The sequence below is a fragment of the Paraburkholderia sediminicola genome (genome assembly GCF_902859805.1).
In the GTDB taxonomy this organism is placed as follows: Bacteria; Pseudomonadota; Gammaproteobacteria; order Burkholderiales; family Burkholderiaceae; genus Paraburkholderia; species Paraburkholderia sediminicola.
The window spans coordinates 119,942-137,835 of the sequence record NZ_CADIKC010000002.1 but is presented as its reverse complement, the minus strand read 5'-3'; the positions used below and the strand labels follow the sequence as shown (position 1 = coordinate 137,835).

Sequence of the window (17,894 nt, the reverse complement as noted above, 5' to 3'; positions counted from 1 at the left end):
CAGTCCTATCAGTCCTTTAGGCGGCGCGCGGCGATCGAGCGCAGCGTCCGGTAGAACAGGCCGGCGATGATCAGCGCGGCGAGCACGCCGCCCAGCATCAGCAACAGCGGATGCGACGACAGCGCCCAGCGCAGATACTCCTGCGGCGACAAATGGCCGACATAGTACGCTTCGCCGTTCGACGTGATGGTGACGGTGCGGCCGTGGACCACGGCCATCGCGCCTTGAATTTCCTGCAGCACGTCGGCGTCGAGCAGGGCGGCGGACAGATCGGCGTCCGACTGGCCGGCCGCGCTCACCAGCGCGACGGCGCTGCGGTTCTTCTGCAGCGGCGATTCGAAACCGGTCAGCAGCGCGTCGCCGTTCGAACTCACGAGCGTCAGATCGGCGCGTGCCGGCGAGCGTTCGACACCGCGCTCGCCATGCCACCAGTCCTCGAGTTTGAAGACGATGTCCGAGAGCGCGAAGGTGCGCGAATCGCCGTCGCTGGAGAAGGGCATCGACTTGGCCCAGCGTTGCAGCAGCGGTTGCTTGCCCGGCGCGCCGAAAATCAGCAGGTCCTTGTTGGCGTACTTGTCGACATCGTCAGCCGTGCCGACGGTGACGCCATTCACCGGATAACCCGTCGATGCGCCCATGCGGCCCATGGTCAGCAGAAACAGGCTGTAGTCGCTCGAATCGGCCTCGTTCGGCAGGACCACCGCGGTCTCGGAGAGATCGGCCATCCGCGTGAACGGGAAGCCGCTGTTGGCGAAGGCCGCGAGATCGGGCAGCGCCATGTAATGCGGGAACGACGAGAGGTCGATGGTCGAGTTCGGATCGATGGCGCCGACCACGTTTTCCAGCAGACGGCCGTGGCATTCGCCGGTGTTCGGAATGTCGTAGAAGAAATGCAGGCGCACCTGCGCGCGCGGCGTCAGCAGCAGCGGTGGAATGTGCACGGTGCGACGCGCTTCGGCGGTCTTGTCCGGCAACACGCGCTCGAAGTAATGGCCCAACTCGAACACCGACGCCGACTCGGCCGGAATCGGCAGCGCCTGCACGAAGCCGTCATTGACGCTGACGTTCAGCGACGAACGGTCCCGCAGCGGACGCACCGTATAGCGGTAGCGCAGATCGATCGGCGCGCCTTTGGTGTGCCACATGAACAGATCGGGCGGCACGCGCAGATTGACGCGCACGGCGTCGGCGTCATAGCCGGACACCGTCAGGTCGCGCGGGTCGGCGAGTTCGCCGAAACGCACCGGACGGTTGGTCGGCAGCCAGTTTGGCGCGTCGTACGGCGCGCGCTGCATGAGTTCGTTCAATTGCGTGATCGTCGCGCTCGGGCCGGTGAGCGTGTTCTGGCCGATGCCGAGCGCTTTGGCAGCGGTTTTCAGTTCGGCCTCGGTGCGGCCGAGCACGAGCAGCAGCTTGCCGCGCGCCGGCGCTTCGCGATCCACCACCGCGATAGTCGGGCCGGAAATCGCCGGAATCGTTACGCCGGCCGGGCGCTGGTCGTCTGTCGCGAACACCACCGCGTTACCCGACAGCGGCGCGTTATCCAGTTGCGCCGGAAACACCGCGCCGCGATAGCCGGCGAGCGCGCCGAACCACGATGCGACGATGCCGCCCGCTTCGAGCGTCGCGGCGCCGGGCTTTTGCGGGAACACGAACGGCAGCTCGAGACGGCGCACGTCGCGGCGGTCGAAGAACGGCTGCGGCAGGGCGGCGAGATCCGGCTTGCTGGCAAGCGACGCGTAGGTCAGATCGAGCGAACTCGCGTTGCTGACGGTGGCCCATAACGACGAATTCGCCGGGTCCTCGCAACTCGTCGTGTAGTGGCCGATCAACTGCACGTTCAGATGGTTGAATTCGGTGATGAAGCGCGGATCGATCGAGACGTCGCGCGCCACCAGCATGCCGGCCTGTTCGTGCGGCACCGGCAGGGTCGCGGCGACTTCGCCGTTCACCAGCACTTTCAGCTGGGAAATATTCGCGAGCAGCGCGGGCGAGTAGCTGTAGACCAGATGCAGGATCGCGCCGGTCACCACTTCGTCGCCGCGCACGGAGAATGCGACGCCGTTCTGGCCGTCGGTGCCGCGCAGTTGCAGCGGGTCGCGCGCGCCGAGGTCGGCGAATGTGAGCGTTTGACGGCGGCCGCCCGGCACCAGTGTGCCCGGTTCGGCGGTGGTCGGCGTTTTGATCCCCAAGGCTTTCACCGACGAAGCAGCGAGCGCCGGCGTGGGCGTGGCCAGTTGCGCCTGCGCGAGCGCGTTCGGATCGTAGAGGACGGCCGCACTCGGCGCGGGCACACTGCCCACACCGGTGGCGACGCGCGCAGCCGGCGCGCCAGAGGCGCCGGCCGCCGGCGACGCTTGCGAGGCGCTCGCGCCGCTCATGGCCGCTGCAGCCACCTCAGCCGCCGAAGCCAGCGGCGCCGCCAACGCGGTTTGCAACGCGAGCCAGCAGGCAAGCCCGCGCATCAGTCGTTTTGAGTGGGGCCGTCCAGACAGACGCGCCTCCACTTCCATTCCAGTGCGCTCGTGATTCGAGCGTTCGACGTGTCCCTTCGCCATCCTGTTGCCCATAGATCAGTCTTTGGTTTTTAGCTTCTTGACGTCCACCGGACGGCTTTTCATCGAGCTTCGAAGGTCGGCATAGAGATGCTCGAAGAGCCCCACGATGCCGCGTGCGCCGACCGTCAGCACGTGCGTCAGACCGCGCAGCGGCGTGTCCTGTTGACGCCCTTCGGCCCAGCCGGTCCAGGCGTCGGCGCGCGCGAACGTGGTCTTGACGAACTCGTATTCCTGTTCGCGTGTCATCGCCGAGAAGCGCAGGCCCACGCGGCCCGGCTCCGTGAAACCGACGGTGGCCGGGAAGGCGTATTCCTCGTCACCGCGAAACAGCGATACGGTCACGCTTTCGTGCATCGGCACTTCTATCTTGGCGGGCAGCGCCACGCCGACGCCGCCTTCCGAGTAGTCGATGGTCTCGCAGGCGAGCGTGCGGCCGGTCGAGAACTTCAGCATTACCGGCATGGTCATCGCCACGCGGTGCACCGCGCGAATTTGCCGGCGTTCGCTGGCCGCGGCCACGCTCGCGCCGAGAATCAGCATGTTGTAGGTGGTCCAGCCGAGGTTCAGGATGGTCGTTTGCACCACGCTGCGAATGTGCCAGTTCAGATAGATATGCACGATGCCGACCACGAAGCCGATCAGGTTCAGCAACAGCAGGAACAGGTACGGCCGCGAGATCGCCCAGTCGAAGTAGTTCTTCTCGATCTGACCGCCCTTGGCCGTCACGTTGAACTTGCCGAGCTTCGGGTTGATCAGCGCGAGCAGCGTCGGCGCGGTAATGTACGACGCCAGCACCGATTCGTAAACTTCGGCCCAGAACGAATGGCGGAACGAGCGCTGCATCCGCGAGTTGGTGATGCTCGCATGCATCATGTGCGGCAGTGCGTAGATCGCGATCGTGCTGGCGGCGGCCTCGATCACGTGCGCGCCGAAGAACAGATACGACAGCGGCGCCGTGAGGAACACCAGACGCGGGATGCCGTAGAAGAAGTGCATCATCGCGTTCAGATAGCAGAGCCGCTGGCCGATTTTCAGACCCTTGCCGGTCAGCGGATTGTCGATCCGGAAAATCTGCGTCATGCCGCGCGCCCAGCGAATCCGCTGGCCGATGTGGCCGGAGAGACTTTCTGTGGCGAGCCCCGCCGCCTGCGGGATCGCCAGATACGCGGTGGTGTAGCCGAGACGGTGCAGCTTCAACGCGGTGTGCGCGTCTTCAGTCACCGTTTCGACCGCGATGCCGCCGATCTCTTCGACCATGGTCCGGCGCAGCAACGCGCATGAGCCGCAGAAGAAGGTCGCATTCCACAGATCGTTGCCGTCCTGCACGAGGCCGTAAAACAGTTCGCCTTCGTTCGGCACTTTGCGGAAGGTGCCGAGATTGCGTTCGAACGGATCGGCGGAGAAGAAGTGGTGCGGCGTTTGCAGCATCGACAGCAGCTTGTCGCGCAGGAACCAGCCGAGGCCGATCTGCAGGAACGAGCGGGTCGGAATGTGATCGCAGTCGAAGATCGCGAGGTACTCGCCCTGGGTGATCTTCAGGGCTTCATTGATGTTGCCGGCCTTCGCGTGGCGGTTGTGCGTGCGGATCGTCCAGTTGACGCCGACTTCCTCGCAGAACGCCTTGAACTCGGGACGGCGGCCGTCGTCGAGTACGTGGATCGCGATCTTGTCGGCCGGATAGTCGAGCGCGAGCGCGGCGTAGATGGTCGGCTTCACCACCGCGAGCGGCTCGTTGTAGGTCGGGATGAAGACGTCGACGGTCGGCCACAGGTTACGCGAGGCGGGCAGCGGCATCGGCGTACGCTTGAGCGGCCAGGCAGTCTGGAAGTACCCGAGCATCAGCACGATGGTCGAATAGACTTCGGCCGACACCAGCAGCAGGCCCCACGCGGCGTCGAGCGGATGTTCCCAGTAAGTCGTCGAGGTGAGCCGCCAGTACATATAGCGGCCCGACGTGACCACCGAGAGCATGATCATCACCATCGTCGCGTAACGGCCTTGCAGGCGGCGGAACAGCAGCGCCGTGACGAAGCAGCAGGTCGCGAAGGTCAGTTGCTCGTAGAACGCGAGCGGCACCGTGAAGACGAAGTACAGCATCATCAGCGCGAACAGCGTGACCAGACCCGTCACGATCCGGCTGTTCCAGAAGCGCGCGTCGACGATGCGTTCGAGCCGCGACGGTTCGCCGGCCTCGATGTCCTGCGACTGGGGCGTGCTCATGCGACGTTCCTCGGCGAGACGGCGATCGCATCGACCGCCGCCATCAGCCAGTTGCCGCACGAGCGAAAATCGGCGGCCGCCTGGCTGAGTGGATCGTAGTGAATCAGCGTGGTGTCGCAGGCGAGCGCTTCGCTCACCCCTTCATCAAGATGGATCACGCCCGGGAAGAGCTTGTCGCCGAGCATCTGGCGCAAGACCTTGAGGACGTCTTTGGTCAACTGGCGCGACTGGTCGATCTGGTTGACCACGTAACCTTCGCCGCCGAACTCGGGGCGCGGCGCCGCGTAGGTTTCAATCAGCCGTTCCATTAACGGAATGGCCGCGTACGAAGCCGCGTCGGCGAGCACCACGTTCAGCGTGAAAGTGGCGGCGCACAACGCAGCGCGTGCATACACGGACGAACCCGGCGGGGTATCGATGATGACGACGTCGGACGCGTCGAGCCGCAGCGTTTGCAGCGCGTGCGCGAGCCACCTCGGGTCCTGGTCGATATACGCTTCGAAGCGGCGGCGATCGTCTTCGAGCACGGCGCCATAGGGCAGCACGGTCACACCGTCCACGCCGTCGAACATGACCGATTGCCACGGATCGCCCGTCAATGTCGTGCGCGACAAACCGTCGATGCTGTCGAGCGGCACGCCGAAATGCAGACGCAACGCATTCTGCGGATCGAGGTCGAGGGCAATCACGCGGCGGCCGCTGGCGGCCAGCACGGAAGCGAGATTGGCGGCGAGGGTGGTTTTACCGACCCCGCCTTTGGCGGACACGACCGCAATGACTTTCATGAGCGACGAGGGCCGTTGACCAGCCACGAGTTGGAGGTGGCGGGCGCGGCGACGCTGGGAGCGCGGGCCGCCGCGGGGGCCGTTTGTGTGGGTGTGCCGCGCAGACGGTCGAAGACCGATTGCAGCGGTGCGGATTCGCCGGTGGGCGCGGCGGGTTGAGGCGGCATCGGTTCGAATGCCGGGGCGAACAATCTGCCGAGGATCGACGCGGGCACCTTCGGCGCTGAGGGCGCAGCCGTGTAGGTGGGTGCGGGCGCCGGTGCCCATGCCGGCGTGTGCGCCTGGCTGGGTGCTTGCGTCCCTGCGGGGACCGGAGCCGGCGCTTGCGCCCATGTCGGTGTGGATGCGGAGACCGGTGCCGGTGCAGTGGCGCGCGGTGTGAGCGCAGGGATCTCGGCGCGTGGCGTCACAGCGGCTGACGGCATGCTCGTGGTGGGTTGCGCTACCGGCATGGCCGGCGTGCGGAACTGGGCCAGCGGCGGAATAACGGCGGACTGCATGACAGGGGGAACCGGTGCAGCGGCAACCGGCGTCACCTGTGCTGGAGCGACGGCAGCCGCAGCCTGTGCGGCCACTGGCGTCACCGCATCGATCGGCGCCGCAACGGGTGCGCTTTGTGCGGCTGGCGCCGCGGCGTCACCCTTCGTTTCAAACTCGCCGAAGCGTGAAGCGCCGCGCGGCGCGCCAGCCTGGGCGGCGACGGCGACCGGCGGAATGTCCCGTCGATGCGAGCGGGTAAACAACGGCGCCTTCGCGCGCGTGACCGAGGCGGCGTCTTTGGGCGTCGTGTCGTGACGATCGACTTCCGGCGCCTCTTCTTGCGCCGGTGCCTCTCTAGCGACTTCACGTCGTTGCCCGATCGCGGGAATCGCCGGCTGTGTCAGATCCAGCGTCACCAGCAGCGGCCAACGCGTGCGCGCCGAACGCGCTTCGTTTTCGCGGCCGATTTCCTGGTACGCGCTGGCGTCGCCGCCAAAATGGTCGAATAGTTTTTCGATGTCGCTAGATGAACTCATAGTGCCGCCGACTTTTTAATGACTTGCGTTGCCCCGATCGGTCCGCTTGCCTGGTTCGCCTGTCTGGTCTGCTTACCCGGTCTGCTTACCTGGCCTGGTTACCTGGCCTGCTTATGTGGCCTGCTTACCCGGACCGCTCAAACAGGATGCCGCCCTAGCCGAAACTCGATCGAGGTGTCCGTGCCGTAAGCGCTCGTTTGCGCCACCGACAGGCCCTGCGCGCCCAACGCGCTCAACCACGTCTGATAGACGCCTTCGAGGAACGCCGGGGTCCACGCGAGCGCCGCGTTGCCGAATGCCTGCAGCGGCGCGCAGTAATGAACGATGCGCAGCGCGTCTGCTTCGTCGGACAATTCGACGTAGCCCCAATCCATGTCATGCCAGTAGAGATTCAACGCCTGAGCGAGCTCAGCCGTCGACCCGCACGCGGGCAATTGATGCGCCGCCGCAAACCGGCAACCCACCCGATACATCAGTTGGCGCAGTTCGTCGCGACCGATCTGCGCTTCGAACTCTGTCGCGAGTGCAGTCAGCATGCCGCGCCATTGTGGCGAGATTTGGCGTTCCAGCAGGTAATCGAGAATTTGGACCATGTTTTCCGGGAAATAGCCGCTGCCTCAAACCGCGTACAAAACGGGCGCCAACGGCCGAATAACTGAAAGTGTTACGGGAAGGCGCGCGTTGCACGCGTCTTAGGTTACTTTTACCGAGTTTGTCTGCTCTATCCGCCACACTTCGGAGGAGTCTACTTAAGACATTAACTTTTAGCCACTTTACATTCGTCTGCTTTATACGCGCAAACGATTGCTGCAGATGCATGTCCGTCACGTAATTTTTGCTGCCGGAATTGCCTTGCTTGCTTCTCCACTGTGGATGTCCGCCGCCAGGGTGTTTTCGATAATCTTATTAACGGTAGATTGCGCCGATCTTTTAGTTTTCTGGTTTCGTGTTAAATGCAACGGTTTGAGTCGGGTAGGGAAGAATGAGCGAGGCGTTGGCTGTCGCCGCGAGCGTTTGTTGAATCTTTCAGGTTCGCTGCGCCCCTAACTTTTGCCTGTACCAGTAAGCTTACGGACTGGCGCCGCCTGGCCGTGCGAGCACCAGCGCAAACAGCGCAGAAAACAAACACGCAAAGCCACACGCAGGGGCGTGCGCTATGGCGATGCCGTTGGACTCAAAACAACAATGCTCAATCCACTCACTATTCTGGCTGTCACGATTTTGTCGGGCGCCATGGGGATCGCTGTGCTCGGCTCGCTATGGCGGGCGGCGATACACGGCGTCGGCTACTGGATCTCGGCCAATGCCGTCGCGATCGTGGCGCTCCTTGCCTTTGCGTCGCAAGGACACGCGTCGCGCTGGCTGACTTTCGTGGCGGCCAATGAGTTGCTGGCCATTTCGCTGCTGTTGGTGGTGGAAGGTTGCTACCGTTTTCTGGGGCGTCGCAGGCGACCCTGGGTGGCCTATGCCGGCGCGTTTCTGGTGTTGATCGGCATTACCTACTGGACCTTCGTCAAACCGGACTTCAACGCGCGGGTGACGGTGGCTTCGGCGTTTCACGCGGGCCTCTATGCGATGCTCACTGTGACGATGCTGCGCGATCGTCCCGCGAGCCGGCCACGCTACACCTACTACTTTCTTGCGGTAGCGGCGGCGCTGTTATGCGTAGGGCATCTCTCGCGCGGCGTCATGTACGGCTTCGGCATGCTGTTGCAGTCCAGCTTGATGCAGGTGACGCCGAGCAATGTCGCTTTTCTCGCACTTGGAATCCTCGCACCACCTTGTCTTTCGATCGGCGTGGTGATGCTGGCGCACGATCGCCTCGCCGAACGGCTCGAGCGGCTGGCCAATGTCGACGATCTGACGGGCGCGTTGTCGCGCCGGGCGTTTCTGGCGATTGGGGACGCGCTGTTGAAGGCGTCGTTACGTACTGCCTCGCCGGTGGCGATGGCGATCATCGACATCGATTCGTTCAAGGCGGTCAACGACGGCTACGGCCACGCCGCCGGCGACCAGGTGCTGAGCCACTTCGCGGCCTTTATCACCCGCAATTTGCGGGTCGGCGACGTGTTCGGGCGGCTGGGCGGCGAGGAGTTTGGCGTGTTGTGCCCGGCAACGACCACGGCCGAAGCGGTGCGCCTGATGGATCGTCTGCGGGTCCGGCTTGCGGCGGCCGCGCCGGTCGAGTTGCCGCGTGAACTGAAGTACACCTTCTGCGTCGGCGTGGACCAGCACCGGCGTAATGAATCGCTCGCCCAGTTGATGGCGCGTGCCGACGGCGCGCTGTATGCCGCCAAGGCCTCGGGACGCGATCGCGTGATGGCGGCGTAGCCCTGCCCGAGCGGGGTGCAATTCTATTTGCGAGCAGGGCATAAATATTTGTCAGACGGTTGCCGTTATACATCGGTGGAGTAACCGGAGCCAGCCTGATATCTATCAATATGCTTTCCACCTCAACGAAGCAACTGTCCGATTCCGGTTTGCGCGATCGCTTTCATCGACGATCGCTGGAACACCAGCGTCCACTTTCGACGGTGACGATGGCGTTTACGGTTGTCGCGTTCCTGTGTTTCGTGGGGGCGCGCAACATGGTCGACGGTCCGGCGACGCCGCTTGGCTACCGGCTCGCCTGTGCGCTGGTGCTCGCCCTGCTGGTGATGGCGATTCCACGCACCGGTTCGACCTGGACCTTCGGCGCGATCGGTGTCGCTTACTCTCTCGTGCTGGTGGTGGGTCTCGCGCTGAACGTCTCCGGCGTCGAGCAACCGTTGTTGTGGGTTCTGCCGGCCATGGTGGTGATCCCGGTTTGCGCTGCGCCGCTGTGGCTCACGCCGTTGCATTTCTTCGTCGGCAGCGCGCTCTTCTATGGAGCGGCGTTTGCCTTGTTGCTCGGCGGCCAGCGCGCGCATGACGTCGACATCGTCGTGTGGATGTGGATCCTGGCGATCGGCCTGCCGACTTCCATTGTGTTTCACTTCGGCTTCTACCGGTTCCGGCGTAATCACTTTCTGCTTGAGAGCCAACTGGCGCAGCTGGCCGCGACTGATCCGCTAACCGGCCTGCAGAACCGCCGCGCATTCGTGAAGCAGGGCGAGCGCCGCCTCGAAATCATGACGCCCGAGGAGCGAGTCAGCGCGATCTTTCTCGACATCGACAGTTTCAAATCACTGAACGACCGCTTTGGTCACGCGATCGGTGACCACGCGCTGTATCAGGTCGCCCAGGTGTTGATGGAAGAGACCTCCGCGGACGACAGCGTGAGCCGGATCGGCGGCGAGGAGTTCGCCGTCCTGCTGCGCGACGGTCTGGCCGGCGCTCTGGCGCTGGCCGAGCGCCTGCGCGGCGCGATCGCCGCGATCGAGCGGCCGGACGGCTATCTGACGGCGAGCTTCGGGGTGGCCGAACATCGCAGCGGCGAAAGCATCATGGTGCTGCTCGATCGCGCCGACGAAGCCTTGCTGCGCGCCAAGCATTCCGGCAGAAACCGCGTGTGCGCCGAGCGCGCGTTGCCGATCGAGCCGCTGCACATGCTCGCCGGCGATGCGTTCGCGGAGGACGGGGCGCTGGTGCGGCAACATCGGTGGGAGGACTATTTCCTGACCTCGCATTTCCAGCCGCTCTACAGTTTGTCGCATCAGAAGCAGGTGGGATTCGAGGCCTTGCTGCGAGGCGAGGAGAACGACGGCACGCTGGTGCCGCCCGTGGTCCTGTTTGCGCCGAAACCCTCAAGCGACGAAGGCGCACTCGATCGCGCGAGTCATGCCGTGCATCTGGCCAATGCGCGCAAGTCGTTGCCCGGCGATGCGTGGCTGTTCCTCAACATTTTGCCCGCCACGTTTGTCGCGGAGGGTTATGCGGACCAACTCGCCATGATCGTGCGGGCGGTGGGGCTCGAACCTGAGCGGGTGATCCTTGAGATTCTCGAGTCGCACGGCGGCAGCGTCGACGATATGTCGCGGGCGGCGGCGTTGTATCGCGAGCATGGCTTTCTGATCGCCGTCGACGATTTCGGTGCGGGGCAGTCGAACCTCGACCGGTTGCTTCGGATTCGCCCGGATATTGTGAAGCTCGATGGCGAGCTGATTCGCGCGACGGGTCACGGCACCGAGCAGCCGATCTTGCCGAAGCTCGTTTCCCTGTTGCACCTGGCGGGGATGCTGGTTGTTGTTGAAGGCGTGGAGACCACGGAGGAGTTGATTCTTGCTGTGGAGTCGAACGTGGATTTTGCGCAGGGCTTTTTGCTCGGGCGGCCGGCGGCTGAGATTGCGCCGCCTGACTCGGTGCATCGGCGGATCGATGATGCTTTTGATGTGATTGCCCAGGGGAGGGCGCATCAGTATGCGTTGTTTGAGTCGGAGGTTGAGCCTTACCGGACTGCTTTGAGGCGGGCTGCCGATGCTTTGATTGCTGGTGGGTCGATGGGGGAGGCGTTTGCCTTTCTGGCTACGTTTGAGCGGTGTATCAGTTGTTTTATTCTGGATGATTCGGGGCGGCAGGTTGGGCTTGAGGTGCGGGGGCCTGCGTGGAGTGCTGATGGGGCTTCGTTGCAGCCGGTGGCTAATCCGCGGGATGCACGGTGGGATCATCGGCCCTATTTTCGTAATGCGGTTTTGTTGCCTGGTGTGGCTGTGGCTAGTAATCCTTATCTTTCTTTGGCTAGTGGGCGGCCTTGTGTTGCGGTTACTTTGGCTGTGCAGGTTGCTGCTGAAAGGTCTGTTATTGGGGTGGAGTTGGATTGGTCGGTGGTGGGGTTGCCTTGGCCGGCGGGTGAGTGAGGTTTTTTTTTGGGTTTTTTGCCTGCGCGGCGCTTGTTTGGCCGTGTTCCTGGGGCTTTGGCCTTTCCTTGGTTTGTTTGTGGTCTATTAGCGTTGCCCCTGTGCGGGGCGGCACCTACTTTTCTTTGCTTGCCGCAAAGAAAAGTAGGCAAAAGAAAGCGGCTCAAACCGCTAATGCTAAGTGGGGGCCGTGGTCTGCTGCGCGTAGTGGTGCGACTGGAATCTGGGGGCGTGCACCTGCATGCGCTTGTGACAAGGGTGTCATTCTTCCGGCGGCGCTGCGCGCGCCGAAGAGTACTTCACAAAACCGGTTGCTGCGGTTTTGTTTTTTTGTTAGTACCCGCCTTTCGTTGGTGGGGCTGTTGGGGGCGTCTTTTTGTACGCTGTTGCGAGATCTGCTGCTGCGTTGCTTAATAAGCCCGTGTCTGTTCCTACCGCTACAAATGTTGCGCCTGCCGCCAGGTATTCGGCAGCTATTCCCGGGTCCGGGGCTAGTACGCCGGCGGCTTTGCCTGCTTCTCTTACCTTTCTGATGCCATCGCGAATGGCTTCGCGTACGCTTGCGTCGCCTGGTTTGCCCAGTAAGCCCATTGATGCGCTTAGGTCGGCCGGGCCGAAGAAGACGCCGTCAACGCCTTGCACGTTTGCGATTGCCGGCAGGTTTTCCATTCCCTGCACGGTTTCTACCTGGACCAGTACGCACAACTCCTGCGATGCCGTGCTCAGGTAGTCGGGTATCCGGTTCCAACGCGACGCCCGTGCCAACGCACTCCCCACGCCGCGGATGCCATGCGGTGGGTAGCGTGTTGCGGCGACGGCTTCCGCAGCTTGCTCCGCTGTGTCGATCATCGGGAGCAGCAGGGTTTGGGTGCCTATGTCGAGCAATTGCTTGATTAATGCGCTGTCGCTTCGTACGGGACGGACCACCGGATGCGATGCGTAGGCCGCCACCGCCTGTAATTGCGCCAGCGTGCTGCGGACGTCGTTCGGTGCGTGCTCGTTGTCGATCAACAACCAATCGAAGCCGGCCGTGGCCAGTAACTCGGTCACGTAGGCGTCGGCTAGCGCTGCCCATAAGCCGAATTGCGGTTTGCCCTCTGCTAGCGCACGCTTGAATGTGTTTTGCGGTAGAGACATGTCGATCAACTCAAATGAGCTCAAATGAAGTTCAAACCAATGCCGCCCAGCGGGCCGTAGTCGACGTGGAAGGTGTCGCCCGCTCGCGCCGGGATCGGGCTCGTGAAGGAGCCGCTCAGAATTACGTCGTTCGCGTTGAGGACTTCGTCGTATGGAGCGATCTTGTTGGCGAGCCAGGCGACGCCAGTGGCCGGATGATTTAGCACGGCGGCTGCAAGTCCGCTTTCTTCCACCGCGCCATTTTTATAAAGCAACGCGCCGACCCAGCGGAGGTCGACGTCCAGCGGACGTACCGGTCGGCCGCCCAGTACGATGCCGGCGTTCGCCGCGAAGTCGGAGATGGTGTCGTAGACCTTGCGCGGTGCCTTCGTCTCGCGGTCGAATTGTTCGATGCGGGCGTCGATGATCTCGACTGCCGGGGTTACGTAGGCCGTGGCGTCCAGAACGTCGAAGAGCGTGACGCCGGGGCCCTTCAGGGGTTTGCTCAATATGAAGGCCAGTTCGACTTCCACGCGCGGCGCTATGAAGCGGTCAGCGTGGATGTCCTGGCCGTTTTCGATGAACATGCTGTCGAGCAATGGCGCGTAGTCGGGTTCGTCGATCTGTGAGGAACGCTGCATCGCGCGTGAGGTCAGGCCGATTTTGCGGCCCTTGATCACGTGGCCCTCAGCCAGTTTCAGTTTCACCCACTCGCGTTGGATCGCGTAGCCGTCCTGTACTGTCATCTCGGGATACTTGGCGGAGAAGTGGCGCAGTTGGGTGCGCGTCTTCTCGGCGTTGTCGAGTTGCGCCGCAAGGTCGCGGATTGTCTGTTCGTCTAGCATGATGGTTCTCTTTGAGCGGCTGCCAGACCCATTTACCGGGTCGGAATGTTAGGCCGGAGCCTCGAGCCTGGATTTCAGGTCCATGCATCAGGCCTTAAGCCGCGCGTGCAAATTGTTGTGTTTCCACGTGCCGGCTTCGCTGAATTCATTGATTTCCAGCGACAACGCCAGGCCGTGCTTTTCAAACCCCGCGGCGAAGTGCTGTGTGATCGCTTCAAACAGCGCGTCGCCGGTCGCCTTCTTTACGGCGTCCGAGCGGCCTGCGGCGATCTTCAGGTTTGCGTGCAGGAAGGCGGCGTCGGGCCGGCCGTCGGCGATGCAGTACTGGTCGCAACGCAAGGCGCGCACGCGGATGCCGCCGAGCGGAAAGACGCGTTGGTCGTTGTCGCGCTGCGCGGCAAGGCAGGCCGCGAGCGAGGTGCAAAGCTGTCCGATGCCTGCTTCATCAGCAAGATTGGCGCTGTATTCGAGTGTCAGATGTGGCACGGTAAGCTCCTTTCTCAGGACTTAAGCGGGTAGGGGCGTCACGGGGAAAATCGCATTGATCTGGCCGGTGCCCGAACTGCCGAAATACGGGGTGACGACTTCAACCTTGCCGTCGTAACGATCCCAGCCGAGCGCGCCGAGCAGCATCGCGGTGTCGTGCATGCCGCCTTCGCCCCAGCACTTCTCGTTATAGAGCGGCAGCATCTCGCAGAAGGTCTTCCAGTCGCCGGCTTCCCACAACTCGACCACGCGGCGGTCCATCTGTTCGAGAAACGGGCTCCACACCTTGTGCATGAACTGCTCGGCAGTGCCGTTGCTGGCGAAGTGGTGGCTCAACGATCCGCTCGCCAGAATCGCCACGGTGCCCTCGTAACGTTCTTCAATGGCCTTGCGTACCGCGAGGCCGAAGCGGGCGCTGGTTTCGAGGTCGTGCCACATGCACCAGCCGGCTACCGATACGGTCTTGAAGCGCTGGTCGCTATTCATATAGCGCATCGGCACCAGCGTGCCGTACTCGAGTTCGAGCGTGGTCTCGCTGTGCGCGCGGCTCTTCACGCCCATTTCGTTGGCGACTTCCGCGATCAGATCGCCGAGCCCGACATTGCCGGGATACGCGTACGGCATGTTCCTGATGAAGTGCGGCAGTTCGTTGCTCGTATAGACGCCTTCGAACTTCGGCGCGCAATTGATGTGGTATTCGCTGTTCACCAGCCAATGCACGTCGAAGACGACGATCGTATCCACACCCAATTCGCGGCAACGCCGGCCGATTTCATGGTGGCCGTCGATTGCGGGCTGACGGCAGCCCTTATGCGGACCGTCGAGTTCGGATAGATATAGCGACGGGACGTGAGTCACTTTTGCTGCCAACGCGAGTTTGCCCATCGCGGTCTCCTGTTCTGTGTGGTGCGAGGCGTGATGCCCTCGCGCGCAAATGACCGGCGTTTCAGACGCCCCAGCGCGGAATGTGATGGGAGCCGAGCGACACGCATACGTTTTTCGGTTCGAGGAACACTTCGTAGCTCCATGTACCGCCTTCGCGACCTACGCCCGATGCCTTGGTGCCGCCGAACGGCTGGCGCAGATCGCGCACGTTCTGGCTGTTCACGAAGCACATGCCGGCTTGTACGGCTGCAGCCACGCGAAGCGCGCGGCCGGTGCTCTCCGTCCAGATGTAGCTCGACAGGCCGTAGGAGATGTCGTTGGCGAGTTTGATTGCGTCGGCTTCGTCGTCGAACGGAATCAGGCAGGCAACCGGGCCGAAGATCTCTTCCTGCGCGATTCGCATGCGGTTGTCTACGTCGACAAATACTGTCGGCTGCACGAAGTTGCCTTTGCGCATGGCTTCGGGCAAGTCGGGCGCGTCGAGGCCGCCACACGCGAGCGTGGCGCCTTCCTTCGGACCCAGTTCGATATAGCTGCGCACTTTGGCCAGATGCCCCTGACTGATCATCGGGCCGACGATTGTGCTGTCGGCCAGCGGATCGCCCACCGTCAAACGTTTCGCGCGTTCGATGAAACGCTCGGCAAAGCGCGCGTAAATCGAGCGTTGCACCAGAATGCGCGAACCCGCCGTGCAGCGTTCGCCATTGTTCGAGAAGATCATGAACACGGCGGCATCGAGCGCGCGTTCGAAATCGGCGTCGTCGAAAATCACGAAGGGCGACTTGCCGCCCAGTTCCATTGAGAACTTCTTCAGACCCGCGGTTTGCACGATGCGGTTGCCGGTTGCCGTCGATCCGGTGAACGACACCGCATGCACATCCGGATGCGCCACCAGCGGCTCACCGGTGTCCTTGCCGAAGCCGTGCACGACGTTCAGCACGCCGGCGGGAATGCCGGCTTCGAGCGCGAGATTGCCGAGCATCGAGGCGGTGAGCGGCGATAGTTCGCTCATCTTCAACACGGCAGTGTTGCCGAACGCGAGACAGGGTGCCACTTTCCATGTTGCCGTCATGAACGGGACGTTCCACGGCGAGATCAGTGCGCAGACGCCGACCGGATGGAACAGCGTGTAGTTCAGATGCGTATCGGTGGGATACGTATGACCGTCGACGCGCGTGCACATCTCAGCGAAATAACTGAAGTTGTCGGCGGCGCGCGGCACGAGTTGCTTGCGGGTCTGCGAGATCGTCTGGCCGGTGTCCTTCGTCTCGGTCTCCGAGATCTCCGGCACGTTCTTCGCGATCAGCTCGCCGAGCTTGCGGATAAGTTTTGCGCGTTCCGCTGCGGGTTTGCCGGCCCATGCCGGAAATGCTTCTTTGGCGGCGCGTACGGCAGCGTCGATTTCTTCCGCACCGCCGCGGGCTACTTCGGCGAGCACCTCTTGCGTCGCCGGATTGACCGTCTCGAAGTAGTCTTTCGCAGCGCTCGATTTACCGTTGATCAGATGGTCGATTCGCATTGTGTTGTCCTTTCTCTTTAGCTGTCGATCGGGGTTCGCGTGTCGACCAGAGTTGGCGCTTTAGCGCTTACTCCGATCCCATGCAAAACCTGTCGATCAGGCGCGGCCGAAGTCCGCGTCGGATGCAATCGTATTGACGAGACGGCCAAGGCCGTCGATTTCGCAGACCACTTCGTCGCCCGCGTTGACGTTGACGATGCCTTCCGGCGTGCCGGTCAGGATCACGTCACCGGGTGCGAGTGTCATGAAGCTGCTCAGGTATTCGATCAACGCCGGGATATCGGTGACGAGATCGCGCGTGTTGCCGTGTTGCTGCCGCGTGCCGTTCACAAAGGTGCGCAATTCGAGTTGCGTGACGTCTTCGATATCGGCGGCATCGACGAACCAGGGGCCGAGCACCGTGCCGCCGTCGCGATTCTTCACGCGCAGGTTAGGGCGGTAGTAGTTTTCCAGGTAGTCGCGGATCGCGTAGTCGTTGGCGATCATGTAGCCGGCTACATGCTGCGTGGCGTTTTCGCGCTTGACGCTCTGCGCGGTTTGGCCGATCACGACAGCCAGCTCGCACTCGTAGTGCATGAAGGTGACGTCGGCGGGCCGGCGCGTGAAGCCAAGGTGACCGATGACCGCGCCCGGGCCTTTGAGAAAGACCAACGGCTCTTCCTGCTTGTTGAACTGCAATTCCTTCGCGTGCTCAGCGTAGTTCAAGCCAAGCGCGAAGATCGTGCCGACCTCGATCGGCGCGAGCCAGACCACTTCATCCTCACGACGCACGCGACCGTCGGCGAGGCGCACGCCGTTGGCGTCCGGATAGGCTTCGTGAATCGCCCCTGCATACGCAACACGGCCGCGCATCATTGCTGTTCTCCATCTTGTTCTGCTGCGCCGACAAACGACACCTCGAGTGACGGCAATCCGCCAATCGATAGCGTGGCCGTGTCGCCGATATGGGCGACCGGCGAACCGTGAGGCACGCCGAGCGTAATGACATCGCCCGCACTCAGTGTCATGAAATCGGTTACGTCCGCAAGCAATTGCGCCACGTTGCGTACCGACGACGCAGTGCTTGCAGTGAAGACCTCGCGTTCTGGAAGCGAAACTGTGATCGCCAGATTGTCCGGCGCAGCGATATGACGCGCTGCAACCACCGCTGGTCCGATCACGCAAAAACCGTCACGCGCCCTGAACCGTACCGAAGGCCGGTACACGCTCGCGTGCGGCACGCTCAGATCGGCGACCAGTGTGTAGCCGGCGACGTAGTCGAGCGCCTGGTCCGCGCTAACGCGTGTTGCAGTGCGGCCGATCACGATACCCAGCGAAGCGCCGACCTCCACACCCAATGCATCATCAGGCACGACAACGCGGGCGCGATGACCGGCGAACGTATTACGCGGCTTCAGATAGAGAATCGGCGCTTTGGGCGGGGTTTTATAGGGCGCAGCATGCACCGTTTCGCCCAACGCGGCCAGAGCGGCGCGGTCGTTCAGCAAGGTTCCATAAACAGCGCCGGAAACCGGTGCGCGGCAGGCAATGCCACGTGCGAGCAGCGCGGCAACGGTGTGCGCATCCACGTCGCGAGGCAGCGCGTCGCCTTCCGGATGCAGCAGGTGATCGGCAAGTGCAAACATAAATTAGCTGTCTCTCGGCAAAAACACTAACATGTTAGTAGTATTGCGCTTGATATCATCCACG

The 17,894-nt window shown here is 62.8% G+C and carries 14 protein-coding genes; 2 read left to right on the top strand and 12 right to left on the bottom strand.

Going from position 1 to position 17,894, the window contains the following annotated elements:
• Positions 1-8: 8 nt before the first annotated feature.
• The 5 genes from bcsB to bcsD form a co-directional block, all read right to left on the bottom strand.
• Positions 9-2,570, bottom strand: a complete 2,562-nt coding sequence (bcsB, locus tag R8871_RS09160; RefSeq protein ID WP_175050148.1) for a cellulose biosynthesis cyclic di-GMP-binding regulatory protein BcsB — start codon at positions 2,568-2,570, stop codon at positions 9-11.
• Positions 2,571-2,573: 3 nt separating this feature from the next.
• Entirely contained in the window at positions 2,574-4,778 is a 2,205-nt protein-coding gene (bcsA, locus tag R8871_RS09155; RefSeq protein WP_175050147.1) for a UDP-forming cellulose synthase catalytic subunit, read from the bottom strand.
• On the bottom strand, positions 4,775-5,563 hold the full coding sequence (gene bcsQ / locus R8871_RS09150) for a cellulose biosynthesis protein BcsQ (protein WP_175050146.1): 789 nt from the start codon (positions 5,561-5,563) through the stop codon (positions 4,775-4,777). Before bcsQ ends, bcsA begins: the two co-directional genes overlap by 4 nt.
• Positions 5,560-6,579, bottom strand: a complete 1,020-nt coding sequence (gene bcsP, locus R8871_RS09145) for a cellulose biosynthesis protein BcsP (protein ID WP_175050145.1) — start codon at positions 6,577-6,579, stop codon at positions 5,560-5,562. Before bcsP ends, bcsQ begins: the two co-directional genes overlap by 4 nt.
• A 137-nt stretch (positions 6,580-6,716) precedes the next feature.
• A complete protein-coding gene (gene bcsD / locus R8871_RS09140; RefSeq protein WP_175050144.1) occupies positions 6,717-7,172 on the bottom strand; it encodes a cellulose biosynthesis protein BcsD in 456 nt (151 codons plus the stop codon).
• Between the two features lie 592 nt (positions 7,173-7,764).
• On the opposite strand from bcsD, the gene R8871_RS09135 reads away from it, so the two are divergent.
• Both R8871_RS09135 and R8871_RS09130 read left to right on the top strand, forming a co-directional pair.
• Positions 7,765-8,910, top strand: coding sequence for a GGDEF domain-containing protein (locus R8871_RS09135; protein ID WP_175050143.1), 1,146 nt, complete (start codon positions 7,765-7,767; stop codon positions 8,908-8,910).
• 110 nt (positions 8,911-9,020) lie between these two features.
• Positions 9,021-11,354: a bifunctional diguanylate cyclase/phosphodiesterase gene (locus R8871_RS09130; protein WP_175050142.1), complete on the top strand. Its 2,334-nt coding sequence runs from the start codon at positions 9,021-9,023 to the stop codon at positions 11,352-11,354.
• 333 nt (positions 11,355-11,687) lie between these two features.
• On the opposite strand, the gene hpaI is transcribed toward R8871_RS09130, so the two are convergent.
• The 7 genes from hpaI to R8871_RS09095 all read right to left on the bottom strand — a co-directional run bounded on the left by hpaI (position 11,688) and on the right by R8871_RS09095 (position 17,830).
• Complete coding sequence (hpaI, locus tag R8871_RS09125) at positions 11,688-12,491, bottom strand: 4-hydroxy-2-oxoheptanedioate aldolase (RefSeq protein ID WP_175050141.1); 804 nt, start codon at positions 12,489-12,491, stop codon at positions 11,688-11,690.
• Positions 12,492-12,511: 20 nt separating this feature from the next.
• Positions 12,512-13,315, bottom strand: a complete 804-nt coding sequence (hpaH, locus tag R8871_RS09120) for a 2-oxo-hept-4-ene-1,7-dioate hydratase (protein WP_175050140.1) — start codon at positions 13,313-13,315, stop codon at positions 12,512-12,514.
• A gap of 87 nt (positions 13,316-13,402) precedes the next feature.
• Positions 13,403-13,801: a 5-carboxymethyl-2-hydroxymuconate Delta-isomerase gene (locus tag R8871_RS09115; RefSeq protein WP_175050139.1), complete on the bottom strand. Its 399-nt coding sequence runs from the start codon at positions 13,799-13,801 to the stop codon at positions 13,403-13,405.
• Between the two features lie 21 nt (positions 13,802-13,822).
• Entirely contained in the window at positions 13,823-14,686 is an 864-nt protein-coding gene (hpaD, locus tag R8871_RS09110; RefSeq protein ID WP_175050138.1) for a 3,4-dihydroxyphenylacetate 2,3-dioxygenase, read from the bottom strand.
• A 61-nt stretch (positions 14,687-14,747) separates the two neighbouring features.
• On the bottom strand, positions 14,748-16,205 hold the full coding sequence (gene hpaE / locus R8871_RS09105; protein ID WP_175050137.1) for a 5-carboxymethyl-2-hydroxymuconate semialdehyde dehydrogenase: 1,458 nt from the start codon (positions 16,203-16,205) through the stop codon (positions 14,748-14,750).
• A gap of 96 nt (positions 16,206-16,301) precedes the next feature.
• Entirely contained in the window at positions 16,302-17,060 is a 759-nt protein-coding gene (locus R8871_RS09100; RefSeq protein WP_175050136.1) for a fumarylacetoacetate hydrolase family protein, read from the bottom strand.
• A complete protein-coding gene (locus R8871_RS09095) occupies positions 17,057-17,830 on the bottom strand; it encodes a fumarylacetoacetate hydrolase family protein (RefSeq protein ID WP_175050135.1) in 774 nt (257 codons plus the stop codon). Before R8871_RS09095 ends, R8871_RS09100 begins: the two co-directional genes overlap by 4 nt.
• Positions 17,831-17,894: the final 64 nt, after the last annotated feature.

Bases quoted from the DNA above. Each gene is read 5' to 3' on its own strand.
- bcsB (WP_175050148.1), bottom strand. From the start codon at position 2,570: ATGGGCAACAGGATGGCGAAGGGACACGTCGAACGCTCGAATCACGAG.
- bcsA (WP_175050147.1), bottom strand. From the start codon at position 4,778: ATGAGCACGCCCCAGTCGCAGGACATCGAGGCCGGCGAACCGTCGCGG.
- bcsQ (WP_175050146.1), bottom strand. From the start codon at position 5,563: ATGAAAGTCATTGCGGTCGTGTCCGCCAAAGGCGGGGTCGGTAAAACC.
- bcsP (WP_175050145.1), bottom strand. From the start codon at position 6,579: ATGAGTTCATCTAGCGACATCGAAAAACTATTCGACCATTTTGGCGGC.
- bcsD (WP_175050144.1), bottom strand. From the start codon at position 7,172: ATGGTCCAAATTCTCGATTACCTGCTGGAACGCCAAATCTCGCCACAA.
- R8871_RS09135 (WP_175050143.1), top strand. From the start codon at position 7,765: ATGCTCAATCCACTCACTATTCTGGCTGTCACGATTTTGTCGGGCGCC.
- R8871_RS09130 (WP_175050142.1), top strand. From the start codon at position 9,021: ATGCTTTCCACCTCAACGAAGCAACTGTCCGATTCCGGTTTGCGCGAT.
- hpaI (WP_175050141.1), bottom strand. From the start codon at position 12,491: ATGTCTCTACCGCAAAACACATTCAAGCGTGCGCTAGCAGAGGGCAAA.
- hpaH (WP_175050140.1), bottom strand. From the start codon at position 13,315: ATGCTAGACGAACAGACAATCCGCGACCTTGCGGCGCAACTCGACAAC.
- hpaD (WP_175050138.1), bottom strand. From the start codon at position 14,686: ATGGGCAAACTCGCGTTGGCAGCAAAAGTGACTCACGTCCCGTCGCTA.
- hpaE (WP_175050137.1), bottom strand. From the start codon at position 16,205: ATGCGAATCGACCATCTGATCAACGGTAAATCGAGCGCTGCGAAAGAC.
- R8871_RS09100 (WP_175050136.1), bottom strand. From the start codon at position 17,060: ATGATGCGCGGCCGTGTTGCGTATGCAGGGGCGATTCACGAAGCCTAT.
- R8871_RS09095 (WP_175050135.1), bottom strand. From the start codon at position 17,830: ATGTTTGCACTTGCCGATCACCTGCTGCATCCGGAAGGCGACGCGCTG.